A 13390-nucleotide genomic window follows, 5' to 3' on the forward strand; every position below is an offset into this window, starting at 1 on the left:
CAATCTTTTATGGTAGCGTTTACAATTGTGACTGTATCATGAACACCGCCAGACGGGATACATTGCGTGCATACCTTGCATTTGCCGCATTTCAGCCATTTTGTTCATAAAAATCATGGAAAGGACGAGCCGACCGATGCGCCTGCAAACGAAGCTGACGCTGCTCCTCTGCGCGCTTACCTCCATCATCCTGCTGCTGCTGTCGCTCGCCTTTCGGGAGATGCTCCTCGACACGTACAAGAAACAGGAGGGCTCCAAGGCGCTCAATCTGGCGCAGATGGTCGCGGCCATTCCCGACGTCCGGGAAGCCTTTGCCGAGCCGGACCCGTCGCTCATCCTGCAGCCGATGGTCGAAGAGATCCGCCGCCGGACGGATGCCGAATTCATCGTCGTCGGCAATGCCGAGGGCATCCGCTACGCGCATCCCAATGCGAAGCTGATCGGCCAGCCGATGGTCGGCGGCGACAACGGTCCGGTGTTCGCCGGCCAGTCGATCGTGTCGGAGGCGACGGGCACGCTCGGCCCGTCGCTGCGCGGCAAGACGCCGGTATACGGCGCGGACGGAAGCATCATCGGCGTCGTGTCGGTCGGCATTCTGACCGAGGACATCGAGCGCAAGTCCCGCCGCTTCCTGCTGCCGATCGCCGCGCTCGCCTTGGCCGCGCTCGCTCTGAGCGCGCTTGGCGCGGCGCTCATCGCGCGCCATGTGAAGCGCGCCATCCACGGCCTCGAGCCGGAGGACATCGGACGGCTGTATCGCGAGCAGGAGGCGGTGCTCGAGTCGGTGCGCGAGGGCATCGTCGCCGTCAACAACCGGGGCGAGGCGACGCTGCTCAACCAGCAGGCGATGCGGATGCTTGGCCTCGAGGATCGCGCGCAGCTGCTCGGACGCCCGGCGCGCGGGATTTTGCCCGACGCGGCCTTTCCGCGGCCGGGTGAGTCCGAGGCCGCGGCCTACGGCGAGGAGGCGATCGTCGGCACGCGCGCGGTCATCGTCAGCCGCGTGCCCGTCAAGGATGCCGGCGGCCGCGTCGTCGGCGCCGTGTCGAGCTTCCGCGACCAGTCGGAGCTGTACCTGCTGACGCAGCAGCTGTCGCAGATGCAGCAGTACGCCGACGGCCTGCGCGCGCAGACGCATGAGTTTTCCAATAAGCTGCATACGATCTCGGGGCTGCTCCAGCTGGACCAGTACCGCGAGGCGGTCGCGTTCATCGCGCGGGAGTCCGACAGCCACAGCAGCCGTATCGGCACGATCCTCAAGGAGATTCCCGATCCCGTCATCGGCGGGCTGCTGCTCGGCAAGATCAACCGCGCGCAGGAGCTGCGGGTGGAGCTGGAGGTCGACGAGGACAGCACGTTCCGCGACGTGCCGCCGGAGCTTGACCGCTCGCAGCTCGTGACGATCCTCGGCAATCTGATCGACAACGCGCTGGAGGCGGTCAGCCACGACGGAGAGGGGCGCGTCGCCGTGCTGCTGACCGATCTCGGGCCGGATCTCGTGCTGGAGGTGGAGGACAACGGCTGCGGCATTCCGGAGGAGGCGGCCGAGCGCATCTTTGAGGTCGGCTATTCCACGAAAAGCAAGGAGAGAAGAGGCTACGGCCTGGCGCTCGTCCAGCGCTCGGTCCGCCAGCTCGGCGGCTGGCTCGAGTTCCAGCCGGGCGAACGCGGAGGCACGCGCTTCACGGTCGCCATCCCCAAGCAAAGGAGCGATTCGCCATGATTCAAGTGCTCATCGTCGAGGACGACGTGCGCAACGCCGAGATCCACCGCCGCTTCGTCGGCAAGGTGGACGGCTTCGAGGCGGCCGGCGTCGCCACAGACGGCCGCCAGGCGCTGGAGCTGCTGGACATCCTGCAGCCGGACCTCGTGCTGCTGGACCTGTTCCTGCCGCATGTCGACGGCTTGGAGCTGCTGCGCCGCATCCGCGCCGGCCATCCGCGCACCGGCGTCATCATGGTGACGGCGGCCAAGGAGCTGCATCGGGTGCGCGAGGCGATCGAGGGCGGCGTTTACGACTACCTGCTCAAGCCGGTCATCTTCGACCGGCTGCAGGAGACGCTGCTCGGGTACCGCTCCTATCGCGAGCGGATGGCGGCGCTCGAAGCCGAGGCGGCCGGCGCGCTCGGCCAGTCCGAGATCGACGCGCTGCTGCGGCTGCGCGAGCCGGGCGCGGAGCGGGGCCGCCCGAGCGGCTACCCCAAGGGCATCGACCAGCTCACCCTCGACAAAGTAAGCGGGCTGCTCGGCGAGGAAGAGGGGCCGCTCACCGCGCCGCTGCTGAGCGCGCGGCTCGGCATCAGCCGCTCGACCGCCCGCCGCTACCTCGAATATCTCGTCAGCGCGGGCCGCTTGCAGGCCGACCTGGCCTACGGCAGCGTCGGTCGGCCGGAGCGGGTGTATCGGCGCAAGGCCTAGCCGCTGCGCGCTCCTTAGCGGCAAGAACGGCCGGAACAACAAAGAGGGCTGTCCCATCGATCGGTTTCTCGACCGATCTTGGGACAGCCCTCTTGTCGTTGCGCCAGCACCAGCCGCCGCCCGGCTCAAATTCAATGCCGCGCCGTCAGCGCAGGCGCATCCGTGCGCGCATCAAGGCAGCACGTTGCCCGCAGCGCGGAAGATCGCGTACCATTCCTCGCGCGTCAGGCGGATGTCGGCCGCACGCACGCAGTCCGTGAGCCGCTCGATGTTCATCGTGCCGGTCACCGGCTGCATGTTCGCCGGATGGCGCAGCAGCCAGGCCATCGCGATCGTCGTCGCGCTGACGCCGTAGCTTTCCGCGACCTCGTCGATCTTGGCGTTCAGCTCGGGGAATTTGGCGCTGCCGAGGAACACGCCCTCGAAGAAGCCGTATTGGAAAGGAGACCAAGGCTGGATCGTGATGTCGTGCAGGCGGCAGAAGTCGAGCACGCTGCCGTCGCGGTTCACCGCCGATTCGTTTTCCAAGTTGACGTTGAAGCCCTGCGAGATCATCGTGCTGTTCGTAATGCTCAGCTGCAGCTGGTTCGCGACGAGCGGCTGCTTGACGAATTTTTGCAGCAGCTGGATCTGCATCGGGTTCTGGTTGGAGACGCCGAAGTGGCGCACCTTGCCGGAGCGCTCCAGCTGGTCGAACGCCTCGGCGACCTCTTCCGGCTCGACGAGCGTATCCGGGCGATGCAGCAGCAGCACGTCCAGATAGTCGGTGCGCAGCCGCTGCAGGATCTTGTCGACCGACCCGAGGATATGCTCCTTGGAAAAGTCGAACTGTCCCGAACGGATGCCGCATTTGGACTGAAGGATCAAGCTCTCGCGCACGCTCGGGCTCATGCCGACCGCCTCCGCGAAAATCTCCTCGCACTCGCCGGCGCCGTAGATGTCGGCATGGTCGAAGAAGTTGGCGCCGAGATCCAGCGCGCTGCGGACGAAGCGCTCCGCCCCCGGCTTGTCCAGCGAGTTGATGCGCATGCAGCCGACCGCGACCGCCGGCACCTCCAGGGCGCTTGCGCCTAGCTTGAATGTTCTCATGGATCGATAGCCTCCTTAGGCTGTTAAGGTAGGATGAATCCAGCGGATTCGAATCCGCGTCCTCCTTATTGTGGCACAGCGCAAGCAAGCGCTTCAACCTTTTTTAGAAACCGATTTCACAGTCAGCGCGGACCGGCTCGCGTACCAGGCCTGAACGACGACCGAGGCCGTCCCGTAACGGGACGGCCTCTTTGCTGTCCGGCGCTTCACCGATCGTCCTCCGGCACGACAACCTCGACATGGCCCGGCAGCAGCTGCAGCTCCAGCGGCAGGTCGGGGCCTTCTTCTCCGTCCACGTTCGTCCGCACGCGCTCGGACGAGCGCACGCTTACCTGGCGTGCCGTGAAGGCGACGACATCCTTGTGCTCCCGCAGGCTGCCTGCCCAGAGCGACCAGCCCGCCGTGAGCGTGCCGAGCCAGCCGATGTCCTTGAAAATGAAGCCGTGGATCAGGCCGTCGTCGACAGCCGCGTCCGGCACCATCTTTTCGAAGCCGGCGACCGAATTCGTCAGCGCGGCGACGAACAGCGGCGATTCGCCTTCCCAGACCTCTCCATCATATTCAATCCGCATCGGATAGGCTTTCTGCGAGACCAGCTCCTTGAGCCCTTCCTTGAGGTAGGCGAGCGAGCCCAGGCGGGACTTCTCCTCCGAGCTGACCGCCGCCACCGCTTCGGCGATGTTGCCGGCGGCGACGACGTTCGTGAACAGCCGGTCGTTGATCCGGCCCAGATCGACCGCCCGGACGCGGCTTGAAGCGAGCGCCGCGATCGCGGCTTGCGGATCGAGCGGGAGGCCGAGAGCCCGCGCGAAGTCGTTCACCGTGCCGAGCGGCACGATACCGAGCTGCGGCCGATGCTCCTGGCTCAGCAGGCCGTTGATCGTCTCGTTCAGCGTGCCGTCGCCGCCCGCCGAGACGACGAGGTCGCAGCGCATCCCGCAGGCGGAGCGGCAGAAGCGCGTCGCGTCCTGCTCGCCGGCGGTCTCGCGCAGCTCGACGTCGTAGCCTTTGGCGCGCAGCACGTCTTCGATGTCGCGCGCGTATTCGGCCGCCCTTTCCTTCCCGGAGGAAGGATTGAGGATGACCATCGCTTTGCGGGCCGGCTTTGCCTTTCCGATCTCGTTATCTACCGTGAATCCACTCATGACGACGCCTCCGTCCGCTGGTCCGGCCGCCTCCCGGCGCTGCCGTCGACCGCAAGTCATTACTACGGAATTACCACGAATGCTCCTTTTGCAAACCGCCCGGGAGGAGTCTGTTTTTTCCTATTGACAGGCAGGGGCGGCCCCCTTATAGTAATGAAGTCGCCACTGATAATCATTATCAATTACTTCATGAAACATATAAAAAGGGGTTCTTCATCATGAGAAAATGGCTTGCTCCGATCGCGCTGACGCTGGCGCTCGTCCTCAGCGCCTGCGGATCGAAAAACGACTCCAGCGGCGGCTCCGAGCCGACGGCTTCTCCGGCCGCGACCGGCACGATCACCTACCAGGCGGAATCCGGCCCGGTCGAGGTGCCGGCGAACCCGCAGCGCATCGTCGCGCTGGCCAGCGCGCCGAACGTGCTGTCCCTCGGCCTGCCGCTCGTCGGGGTCGACGAATGGACCGGCAAGAACCCGCTGTTCACGGATAAGCTGGCCGGCGTCGAGATCGTCTCCGAGGACAACCTCGAGAAGATCGTCGAGCTTGACCCGGATCTCATCATCGCCGGCACGCACAACAAGAACCTCGACAAGATGGCGGAGATCGCGCCGACCGTCGCCTACACCTGGGGCAAGCTCGACTACCTGCAGCAGCAGGTCGAGATCGGCAAGCTGCTGAACAAGGAAGCCGAAGCCCAGGCCTGGGTCGACGACTTCAAGACGCGCGCCGCCGAGGCGGGCGAGCAGATCAAGGCGAAGATCGGCGAGGACTCGACCGTATCCGTGTACGAGTATGACGCCAAGAACATCTATGTCTTCGGCAACAACTGGGCGCGCGGCACCGAGGTGCTGTACCAGGCGATGGGGCTCAAGATGCCGGAGAACGTCACCAAGGACGTGCTCGGACCGGGCTATTACGCGCTCTCGAGCGAAAAGCTCGGCGATTACGCCGGCGACTACATCGTCCTCAGCCAGACCAAGGGCATGTCCAACCCGGTCTTCGAAACGGAGACGTGGAAGGGCATCCCGGCCGTCAAAGCGGGCCGCGTCATCACGATCGACACGGAAGCGTCGACCTACAGCGATCCGACGACGCTCGACCACCTGCTGAAGCTGTTCACCGAGCAGTTCCTGGCGCTGCCTTGATCGCGCCCTGACGCGGCGCTCTTAGCGCCGCACCGACATCGTTTCCTCCACCCGCAAGCAGCCTTCGGGCTGCCTGCGGGTTTTTTTTGTTGCTTTAACGTTGACGTGAAGGTGAAGCGGTGGTACGATTGTCGCATAATATTTCAGTAATAAGATATATAGAAAAGAGAGAGTGGGCGCCATGTACAAGATCGAGGACATCGCGCAGATGACCGGGCTCACGAAGCGCACGATCCGCTATTACGAAGAGATCGGCCTGCTCGCCCCGGAGCGGAGCGACGGGGGGTACCGGCTGTACGGAGAGGAGCATGTCGCGCGGCTGCGCAAGCTGATCGATGCTCGGGACGCGCTCGGATTCTCCTTGCAGGAGCTGCAGCAGTATGTGGCGATCCATGAGGAGCTGACGCGGCTGCGGCAGGCGGTGCGGGAGGAGACGGGCGCGGAGAAGCGCGCCGCCGTGCTGCGGCTCGAGGACACGGTGCGGCAGCAGCTGGACGTGATCGACGCCAAGCTGGCCCAGATCGGACGCGTCCGCGACGAGTATCGGGAGCTGCAGGCGCGCATCGACGAGGCGAAGCAAGCATGGCGACAGGAACAGGAGTGACAACAGCGTGGCGAAATCGACTTTGACGGCAAAGGCCGTCCAGGAGGCGGCGCAGCCGTCGTCCAGCATCTTCAACCAGCCCCGGGCCGTATGGGCGGTCTTTTTTGCGGGCGTCATCTCGTTCATGGGCATCGGGCTCGTGGACCCTATCCTTCCGGCCATATCGGAAAAAATGAACGCGACCCCAAGCCAGACGACGCTGCTCTTCACGAGCTACAACGCCGTCATGGCGGTCGCGATGCTCGTGACCGGCCTGATCTCGAGCCGTCTCGGCATGAAGCGGACGCTGCTCGTCGGCGTCGTCATCGTAGCGCTGTTCTCCGGGCTCGGCGGCATCTCCAGCGGCATCTGGGAGCTCGTCGCCTATCGGGGCGGCTGGGGCTTCGGCAACGCGCTGTTCGTCGCGACCGCGCTGACCGCCATCGTGTCGATGTCGCGCGGCGGGGTCACCAAGGCGATCATCCTCTATGAAGCGGCCATCGGCATCGGCATCGCGGTCGGGCCGCTGCTCGGCGGCGAGCTCGGCACGCTGTCCTGGAGGGGACCCTTCCTCGGCGTCGCAGGCTGCATGCTCGCGGCCTTCGTCGCGCTGATCGCGTTCATGCCCAAGGAGCGCAAGGCCGCGGCCGGAACGGCTCCCGCGCGCCGCGCCTCCTTGCTGGATCCGATCCGGGCGCTCGTCCGCCACCGCTCGCTGCTCGTATTCGGCCTCACCGCCTGCCTGTACAACATCGGCTTCTTCACGCTGATGGCCTACGCCCCGTTCGTCATGGGGCTGGAAATCCGCGGCATCGGCTACGTGTTCCTCGGCTGGGGCGTCCTGCTTGCCCTGACGTCGGTGTTCATGGCGCCGCGCCTGCAGCGGGCGTACGGCACGGTCAAGACGATGGGCGCGATGCTGGCGCTGTTCGGGCTGACGCTGCTCGCGATGGCGGTCTGGACCGACGTCCAGTGGGTCGTCATCGCCAGCGTCGTGTTCGCCGGCGCGCTGCTCGGCAACAACAACACGCTCATCACGACCGGCGTCATGAACGCCGCTCCGGTCGAGCGCTCGACGGCTTCGGCCGCGTACAGCTTCCTGCGCTTCATCGGCGGCGCGATCGCGCCTTACATGGCCGGCAAGCTCGGCGAGCATTACGGCCATAGCGTGCCCTTTTATGTCGGCGCCGGCTTCGTGCTGCTGTCGGTGGCCTTCTTGGCCGCGAACCATAAGCATATCCGCCATGTGGACCAGGCCGAGGGCCACTAGCGCGCGGCCTCCGGGCGAATGGCGGGCCGCTTCTCCCGCAGGCTCCGATGCGGGCGGGAGCGGCTTTTTTTGCCTGACGGCCTGCGATCGGGCGCTGAGGCAGTATATTTCATTCGAAGCTTGCGTTATGATAGAAGGGAATATTCGCGGATTGCAGCTTACGGAGCCTACAAGTTCGACCATACCGTGAAAATAGATCATTCAAAACGATAGGAGACCCAATGAAATTCACTGAGTTGAAGCTGATTTCCCCCATTCTCAAAGCGCTTGAGAAAGAAAGCTACACCGAGCCGACGCCGATCCAGGCGCAGGCCATCCCGGCGGCCCTCGAAGGCCGCGACGTGCTCGGCTGCGCGCAGACCGGCACCGGCAAGACGGCCGCCTTTTCCATCCCGATCATCCAGCGGCTGACGAGCCAAGGCGGCAAAGCCCAAGGCAAGCGCCGCATCCGCTCGCTCATCCTGACGCCGACGCGCGAGCTGGCGATCCAGATCGAGGACAACATCCGGGCGTACAGCCAGTTCACCGACATCCGCTGCTTCTCGATCGTCGGCGGCGTGTCCCAGCGGGCGCAGGAGATCCAGCTGGCGCGCGGCATGGACATCCTGATCGCGACGCCGGGCCGCCTCATCGACCTCATCAACCAGAAGCACGCCGACCTGCAGCATGTCGAGATCCTCGTGCTCGACGAGGCCGACCGCATGCTCGACATGGGCTTCATCAACGACGTCAAGAAGATCATGGCGCGCATCCCGGCCAAAAAGCAGACGCTGTTCTTCTCCGCCACGATGCCGCCGGAGATCAGCCGGCTCGTCGAGTCGCTGCTGCATGACCCGGTCAAGGTCGAGATTACGCCGGTCTCCTCTACGGTCGACCGGATCGACCAGTCGGTCTACTTCGTCGACAAGGACAGCAAGCCGCAGCTGCTCATCCATCTGCTGCGCGACCGCTCGATCGAGTCGGTGCTCGTCTTCACCCGCACCAAGCATGGCGCGGACCGCGTCGTGCGCGTGCTGACCAAGGCCGGCATAACCGCGCAGGCGATCCACGGCAACAAGTCGCAGAACGCCCGCCAGGCGGCGCTCGGCAACTTCAAGAGCGGCGCGACGCGCGTGCTCGTGGCGACCGACATCGCGGCCCGCGGCATCGACATCGACGAGCTGGCGCATGTGATCCAGTTCAACCTGCCGAACATCCCGGAGACGTACGTGCACCGGATCGGCCGCACGGGCCGGGCCGGCAAGAGCGGCACGGCGATCGCGTTCTGCGAGGACGAGGAGGTTCCTTACCTCAAGGACATCGAGAAGCTGACGAAAAAGAAAGTGCCCGTCGTAAGCGACCATCCGTACCCGATGGCCGGCGGCGAGCCGGTGCTTCCGTCGCTGTCGCAAAGCCAGGGCGGCGGGAACGCGCGCCAGGGCGGCGGCTCCCAGCAGCGTGACGGTGGGAACGCGCGCCAAGGCGGCGGCTCCCAGCAGCAAGGAGGCGGGAACGCGCGCCAAGGCGGCGGCTCCCAGCAGCAAGGCGGCGGCAACGCGCGTCAAGGCGGGCGTCCGCAGCCGAGCGGCCAGCCGCAGCAGCGTCCCGCAGCCGGCGGCTCCGAAGCGCAGCAGCCGGGCGCAGCCGGCGCCGGCCGCAAGCGCAAGCGTCGCCGCGGCGGCTCCGGCCGCGGTCCAGTCTCCGCCGGAACGGCTCCGTCCGCGCAAGGCGCTCGTAGCGGCCAGCCTCGCGGCTAAGGCGGCTGGCAGCCGGCCTCCGTCATATCGGCGGCCTGGCGCCGCTGATATGACGGAGGAGGACCATTTCTCGTACGGTACGCAAAGAACCTTATCTCCGCAGATGCGGGCGAGATAAGGTTCTTTTTTTATCCCGTTTTTTTCATCTCGACTGATAATAAGAATCATTATTGGTTAATATAACAAAAGAGAAAGACGACCGCTGGCACGGCCGCCTTTCGGATGGATCACACTTTCGGTTCAAAGGTTTTGCAGTCGGTTTCGTCGGAATGGCTCGGCTTGCTGCTGCGGCTCACGACATAGATCGAAGAAGCGTTGCAGTGATTGCCGGCAGCCCAGTGCTTGCACGAGTTTACTTCACAGCGCACGTCTTTTGCCATGGATCTCACCTCCTTGGCATTAGGATGGTCGATCAGGATAGCTTTTTATACCTCCATTCGCTCGCCTTGAATCGTTGCAAGATTCGAGCGGGCTTTTTTTCGTTGCTTCGGTGAAGAAGCAATGTGTAAAAAGGCTAGACAGGAAAAGAATTTTTATTAATCCCATCATTCGTTTCGCGGAATACTGTGATTAATCGCTAACAACTTGGCCTTATCATGTCGAAATACATTCTATTCTGTTTTAGAAAGGATTATTTTCGCATGAAGATCAAGCTGAGGCACAAATTAATCGCCATTTTTGTTCTCGTCTCTCTTCTGTTCGGGCTGGCATCCGTCCTTTCCTATTTCAATGAGAAGTCGACACGGGCTTCGTACGCGTACATCACCGATGTGGCCGGGGAGCTCCGCTCCGACGCGCAGACGATCCAGATGCTGTCGGAACGGCAGGTAAGCCGGCTGAGGGCATTCCTGCTGTACGACGACCCGTCCTACAAGGAAGGGCTGTACGAGTCCAATGACGGGATCGACCAGACGATCGCGTCCGCGATGAAGCGGAGCGATGCCAAGGAGGTCCGGGAGCAGCTGGAGCGCATTCAAAAGGCGAACCATCAGTTCCGCCAGATGACCGTGCGCATCATGAACGCTTATCTCGTCAACAAACGGCAAGCCGCGCTGGAGGGGCAGAAGGACATCAAGCCGATCAGCGACGAGATCCGGGCCGAGAGCGACGCGCTGGCCACCTGGGTCGAGAAGGAAGTCATCGAGGTCGTCAAGCTGGAGGCGCAGCGTAAAGCCGAGAAGGGGCAGCTGTTCATCATGGTCATCTGCGGCCTGGCTTCGGCCGCGGCGATCGCCGCCGGCTGGTTCGCCGCGCGCATGATCAGCCGTCCGCTCGCCGGCCTGAACGGCGCCGCGCAGCGGATGGCCGACGGCGACCTGACGGGGGAGCAGCCGCAAGTGCGCGGCCGCGACGAGCTGCGGGAGCTGAGCGACTCGTTCCGCCGCATGTCGGACAACATACGCGGCATGGTCGGCGGCATCGCCGTTCACGCGGGCAGCCTCGGCTCTGCGGCGGAGCAGCTGAGCAGCGGCGCCGAGCAGTCGGCGCGGGCCGCGGAGTCCGTGGCGTCGGCGATCGAGGAGATGGCTGGCGGCGCGGAATGGACCGCCGCGCGGGTGGAGGAGAACCGGGAGACGCTGAAGGAATTCGCCCAAGGCGCGGAGCTGGTCGGATCGACGTCCGCCGAGGTGCTGGAGCTGTCTCGCCGGACGAGCCAGGAGGCGGAGCAGGGCGGACGCATCGTCGCCGAGAACCTGGAGCAGATGCAGACGATCCATGCTTCGATCGAACGCGCGAGCGGCGTCGTGCACTCGCTGTCGGAGCGCTCGCGGGAGATTCGCGGCATCCTGCAGGTGCTGGGCGAGCTGTCTCGCCAGACGAACCTGCTGGCGCTCAACGCCTCGATCGAGGCGGCCCGCGCCGGCGAGCATGGACGGGGCTTCGCCGTCGTGGCCGACGAGGTGCGCTCGCTCGCCGAGCAGTCGCATCGGTCGGCGGGCTCGATCGGCGCGCTGATCGGCGCGATCCTGCAGGAGACGGAGGAATCCGCCCGGCTCATGGAGGAAGCGATGCGCAGCGCGGAGGACGGCGTCGAGGTGTCGCGCCAGGCTTCCGACAAATTCGGCGTCATTCTCGGCGGCACCCGAGGCATTACTCCGCATATGGAGGAAATGGCGGCCGTGGCGCAGCAGATCCGCGTCCGCGCCGGGGAGATGACGGAGTCCGGCCGCCGCATGGCCGAGGTCGCGCAGTCGCATTCGGCGAGCGCCCAGGAGGTTGCGGCTTCGACGGAGGAGCAGCTCGCTTCGATGGAGCAGATGCGCGCCTCCGCCCGATCGCTCGCGGAGATGGCTGACGAGCTGCAGGGGCTGGTCAGCCGGTTCCGTACGTAGGCGGATGGAGCCTTGCCTAGCGGCGGCCAGGATGCCGCTTGCTCCATGCAGCGTCCCATGGGACGGGCTTTTGCCCTCCATGAGGCGTTTTTGCTTTGCCAAAAAACGTATAAAAGGGAGGCGGGAGGAAGAAGCTAGCAGGTGGAAAAAGGAGGAGAACAGAGCCTTGAAGCAGAGCAGGTGGAGAAAAACGGCTGCGATGGCCGTATTGGCGACGGGAATCGGCGCGACGCTGGGAGGCGGCTATCCCGGACCGGAAGCGGAGGCGGCCCCGGCCCCGGCGCTTGCGCCGAGCTTGATGGACATGGCGGCCCGAGCGCCGCATGCGCGGAACGAAATGGACGGAGCCGCGCCGTCGCCGCAAGCGTCGAATGCGACGGCGGGAAAGGCGGCGCGGCTGGATGCGCCGCATCAGGCAGCTGGAGCTGCGCCTGCGCCGAATGCGGCGCGCCGGGCGCCGGGCGCCGCCGCGCCAGGACAGGCAGGAAAGCCTGCGCCTCCTGGCGGCAAGAGCGGCCTCGCCGTCGCGGACGCGGCCGTCGGCCAGGCGATGGCGCGGCCGATCGCGTCGTCCGCCGAGGCGAGATGCCCGGCGCAGCCAACCAAGCCGGAGCGGCCGGGCGAAGCGTCCCAGACGGATGCGCCGTCGCGGCTCGTTTGCCTGGCGGTGGCGTTCGAGGCGACGCTGACGCCGCCGCAGCGGGAAGCGCTGCGGCTTCCTTTTACGGCCAAGCATGCCGTCAGCTGGAGCAACCGCCCCGTCGACGAGTTCCCGCGCAACGGCATCGCGCTCGGCACGCTCGGCGAGGACAGCCTGGAGGCGCTCAAGGCGCTGCTGCGGGAGGCGCTCAGCGAGGGCGGCTACGACACGGCCCGAGGCATCATCCTCGCTGACGACAAGATGTCGTCGGCCGCAGGCGGCAATCCGCGCTGGGGCTCGGCGCTGTACCATGTCGCGTTCCTCGGCGACCCGAGCAGCCGCGAGCCGTGGATGCTGCAGCTGAGCGGGCGCCATCTGGCGCTCAACCTCGCCAGCAACACGCGCGAGACCGGCGTGACGCCGATGTTCCTCGGCATCGAGCCGCGGCTGTTCTCCGCCGGCGGACGCGACTGGGCGGTCATGGAGCCGCGGCTGGAGAGCATGTACGCGATGCTGCGCTCGCTGCCGCCCGACCAGATGGCGGCGGCCCGGCTCGGCGACAGCCACGCCGACGTGCTGCTCGGCCCGGGCAAGGACGGGCACTTCCCCGAGGCGGAGGGCATCCCTTACTCCCATCTCGGGGAGCAGCAGAAGCAGCGGGTGCGCGCGTCGATCGCCGCCTGGGTGCGCACGGCGGCTCCGGCATCGGCGCAGGCGCTGCTCGCGGCCTACCTTTCGCCCGAAGCGCTGGAGCGCACGTACATCGGCTGGTCGGGCTCGACGGACGACCGCGTGCCTGGCTCGTACGTCCGGATCGACGGGCCTCGCCTATGGCTGGAGACGGTCACGCTGGCGGAGGAGGCGCTGCCCGGCCGCGGCCATGTGCATACGGTGTGGCGCGACCGCAAGGCCGATTACGGCGGCTGCTTCTTTTAGGACGTGCAAGGCATGTTTGCAGCCTAAGTCCGGCTCGGCGGCATTCCGGTCGGTGACGTCCTTTTCGCCCCCTTCGCGTCAATGGCCCGGAAGCG

General features: G+C 65.5%; 11 protein-coding genes. 8 read left to right on the forward strand and 3 right to left on the reverse strand.

Annotation, left to right across the window (positions count from 1 at the left end):
* The first annotated feature begins 136 nt into the window (after positions 1 to 136).
* Both H582_RS0121555 and H582_RS0121560 read left to right on the forward strand, forming a co-directional pair.
* A complete protein-coding gene (locus tag H582_RS0121555) occupies positions 137 to 1723 on the forward strand; it encodes an ATP-binding protein (protein ID WP_028600198.1) in 1587 nt (528 codons plus the stop codon).
* Positions 1720 to 2418 carry a response regulator gene (locus H582_RS0121560; RefSeq protein ID WP_028600199.1) on the forward strand — a complete coding sequence of 233 codons (699 nt, stop codon included), beginning with the start codon at positions 1720 to 1722 and terminating at the stop codon, positions 2416 to 2418. Before H582_RS0121555 ends, H582_RS0121560 begins: the two co-directional genes overlap by 4 nt.
* A 171-nt stretch (positions 2419 to 2589) precedes the next feature.
* Here H582_RS0121560 and H582_RS0121565 read toward each other — a convergent pair whose 3' ends face one another.
* The gene (locus tag H582_RS0121565; protein ID WP_028600200.1) at positions 2590 to 3507 is read right to left on the reverse strand and encodes an aldo/keto reductase; all 918 of its coding nucleotides are present in this window, start codon (positions 3505 to 3507) and stop codon (positions 2590 to 2592) included.
* Positions 3508 to 3713: 206 nt separating this feature from the next.
* Positions 3714 to 4652 carry a diacylglycerol/lipid kinase family protein gene (locus H582_RS0121570; RefSeq protein WP_052333531.1) on the reverse strand — a complete coding sequence of 313 codons (939 nt, stop codon included), beginning with the start codon at positions 4650 to 4652 and terminating at the stop codon, positions 3714 to 3716.
* A 218-nt stretch (positions 4653 to 4870) separates the two neighbouring features.
* On the opposite strand from H582_RS0121570, the gene H582_RS0121575 reads away from it, so the two are divergent.
* The 4 genes from H582_RS0121575 (at position 4871) to H582_RS28900 (ending at position 9386) form a co-directional block, all read left to right on the forward strand.
* Complete coding sequence (locus H582_RS0121575; RefSeq protein ID WP_028600202.1) at positions 4871 to 5797, forward strand: iron-hydroxamate ABC transporter substrate-binding protein; 927 nt, start codon at positions 4871 to 4873, stop codon at positions 5795 to 5797.
* A 181-nt stretch (positions 5798 to 5978) separates the two neighbouring features.
* On the forward strand, positions 5979 to 6401 hold the full coding sequence (locus tag H582_RS0121580) for a MerR family transcriptional regulator (RefSeq protein WP_043111726.1): 423 nt from the start codon (positions 5979 to 5981) through the stop codon (positions 6399 to 6401).
* A gap of 7 nt (positions 6402 to 6408) precedes the next feature.
* Complete coding sequence (locus H582_RS0121585; protein ID WP_127464529.1) at positions 6409 to 7650, forward strand: MFS transporter; 1242 nt, start codon at positions 6409 to 6411, stop codon at positions 7648 to 7650.
* A gap of 221 nt (positions 7651 to 7871) precedes the next feature.
* Positions 7872 to 9386 carry a DEAD/DEAH box helicase gene (locus H582_RS28900; RefSeq protein WP_043111727.1) on the forward strand — a complete coding sequence of 505 codons (1515 nt, stop codon included), beginning with the start codon at positions 7872 to 7874 and terminating at the stop codon, positions 9384 to 9386.
* Positions 9387 to 9613: 227 nt separating this feature from the next.
* Here H582_RS28900 and H582_RS31380 read toward each other — a convergent pair whose 3' ends face one another.
* On the reverse strand, positions 9614 to 9766 hold the full coding sequence (locus tag H582_RS31380; protein ID WP_084137510.1) for a DUF1540 domain-containing protein: 153 nt from the start codon (positions 9764 to 9766) through the stop codon (positions 9614 to 9616).
* A 261-nt stretch (positions 9767 to 10027) separates the two neighbouring features.
* Here H582_RS31380 and H582_RS0121600 point away from each other — a divergent pair, with 261 nt between their 5' ends.
* Together H582_RS0121600 and H582_RS28905 are read left to right on the forward strand one after the other, a co-directional pair.
* Positions 10028 to 11719, forward strand: coding sequence for a methyl-accepting chemotaxis protein (locus H582_RS0121600; RefSeq protein WP_028600205.1), 1692 nt, complete (start codon positions 10028 to 10030; stop codon positions 11717 to 11719).
* A 166-nt stretch (positions 11720 to 11885) separates the two neighbouring features.
* Positions 11886 to 13295 carry a DUF3500 domain-containing protein gene (locus H582_RS28905; RefSeq protein WP_052333521.1) on the forward strand — a complete coding sequence of 470 codons (1410 nt, stop codon included), beginning with the start codon at positions 11886 to 11888 and terminating at the stop codon, positions 13293 to 13295.
* Positions 13296 to 13390 lie beyond the last annotated feature (95 nt).

The sequence above is a fragment of the Paenibacillus pasadenensis DSM 19293 genome, from assembly GCF_000422485.1.
GTDB lineage: Bacteria > Bacillota > Bacilli > Paenibacillales > Paenibacillaceae > Paenibacillus_O > Paenibacillus_O pasadenensis.